The organism is Arthrobacter sp. 260 (assembly GCF_013116745.1).
Taxonomy (GTDB): Bacteria; Actinomycetota; Actinomycetes; order Actinomycetales; family Micrococcaceae; genus Arthrobacter_D.
The window spans coordinates 1-1,726 of the sequence record NZ_JABFOE010000029.1; the positions used below are offsets into that span (position 1 = coordinate 1).

The following is a 1,726-nucleotide window of genomic DNA, read 5'->3' on the forward strand; positions in this document are numbered from 1 at the left end:
CTAACCCTATGGTTTCATCGGGTGGCCGTTGATGGGCGTGTTTAAAAGGCGAAAAGGTGCTCCGACAAGGGAAAATAGTGGTGTCTAAGCCAATTTATCCCGGTCGTGAAGGAGCACCTTTTCGATGCACCACTCTACCCCTGTTTTCCCGGCGGTTCCCGTTATTTTCAGTGGCCAGTCGCTGATCTCCCACGCCGGAGTCAGCGTCCTGACCGGTTTCATGGACGCACTGGGTTTCGGCAGACTGTGCGAGGACAGACTCGGCCAGTTCGTTCCCTCCGGCGCACGACACCGACCCGGCCGGCTGGTCGGTTCACTGGCCGCGATGCTCGCCGCCGGAGGCGAGCACGCCTCCGACCTGGACATCCTTCGTACCTCTCCCAAGGTTTTTGGTCAGCTGCCCTCAAACGCGACCGTCTCCCGATTCTTCGAACGCACCGTGGTCAACCCCGAGCTGTTCAGCTACGGATTCGAAACCCTGACCAGGGAACTGCGCACCCGGGCCTGGAATGCCGCCGGGAACCGGAACCCGGCCCTGACCGCGACCGCCACGGACCCGCTCATCATCGACATCGACGCCACCTTGGTGACTTCGCACTCGGACAAGGAAAACGTCGCCGGCACCTACAAACGCGGCTACGGGTTCGCCCCCTTCATCGCCAGCGTCGATTACGGCACCGGTAAGGGTTCCGGGGAAATCCTGGCCGCGGTGCTGCGGCCCGGCAACGCCGGAGCGAACAGCGCCGAGGACCACATCCGGGTCTTCCACACCGCCGTAGCCCAGCTGCCCGACGGGTTCTACGACGGAACCGGGACCCTGACCGGGCAGAAGGTGCTGGTCCGCACCGACAGTGCCGGTGCCTCCCGGAAGTTCCTCTGGCACCTGCACAACCTCGGCGTGCAGTTCTCCACCAGCTATACCCTGCCGTTCGGCAAGGCGCACATGATCGACTGGATCAGCGACAAACAGCACTGGCAGCCGGCCCTGGACCAGACCGGAAACGACCGCACCGATGCGTGGGTCATCAACGCCACGGACGTCATCGGGCTCACCGACTACCCTCCGGGCACCAAGCTGTTCCTGCGCGCCGAGCCGCTGCACCCCGGAGCGCAGCCGAGCCTCCTCGATACAGATGGGCACCGGATCACCGCGTTCCTGACCAACTCACCGCGCTGGCACGGACCCTTCCTCGACGCCCGGCACCGCGCCCGCGGCCGGTGCGAGAACCGGATCAAGACCCTGAAAAACACCGGCCTGGGCAAGCTGCCGTTCTACGACTTCGCCGCGAACCAGGCCTGGGCAAACATCGCCACACTGGCTTTCAACCTGATCTCCTGGATCCAGCTCACCGCCCTACCAGGCAGTCACCACGCCAAAGCCTGGGACATCAAACGCTGGCGCTACCGGCTCTTCGCGACCGCCGGGAAAATCATCACCCGCGCCCGCCGCAACCAACTCCTCCTACCGGAAACAGCGCCGGAAAAGGATCTCCTGAAGCTGCTCCTGATGAACATCGGGCGCCTGAAACACGCCCCGCCAGCTGCTCCAGACTGAGCGTGCTCCCGTCCCGTCCCGACGACAAAACCACCACCGGAAGTGGAACCGGCGCCACACCAGGCGATACAACAGGCCACACCACGCTGCCCGGAAACAGAAACAACCACCGATCCATCCGCCGGCACGAACCAGCGGCCCTCACCGGCCACCGTGAAAAATCGGGGCTAA

The 1,726-nt window shown here is 64.0% G+C and carries 1 protein-coding gene; it reads left to right on the forward strand.

Features of this window, described 5'->3' with window-relative positions; genetic code table 11:
- Positions 1-124 precede the first annotated feature (124 nt).
- Positions 125-1,555: an IS1380 family transposase gene (locus HMI57_RS18245; protein ID WP_171587416.1), complete on the forward strand. Its 1,431-nt coding sequence runs from the start codon at positions 125-127 to the stop codon at positions 1,553-1,555.
- Positions 1,556-1,726: the final 171 nt, after the last annotated feature.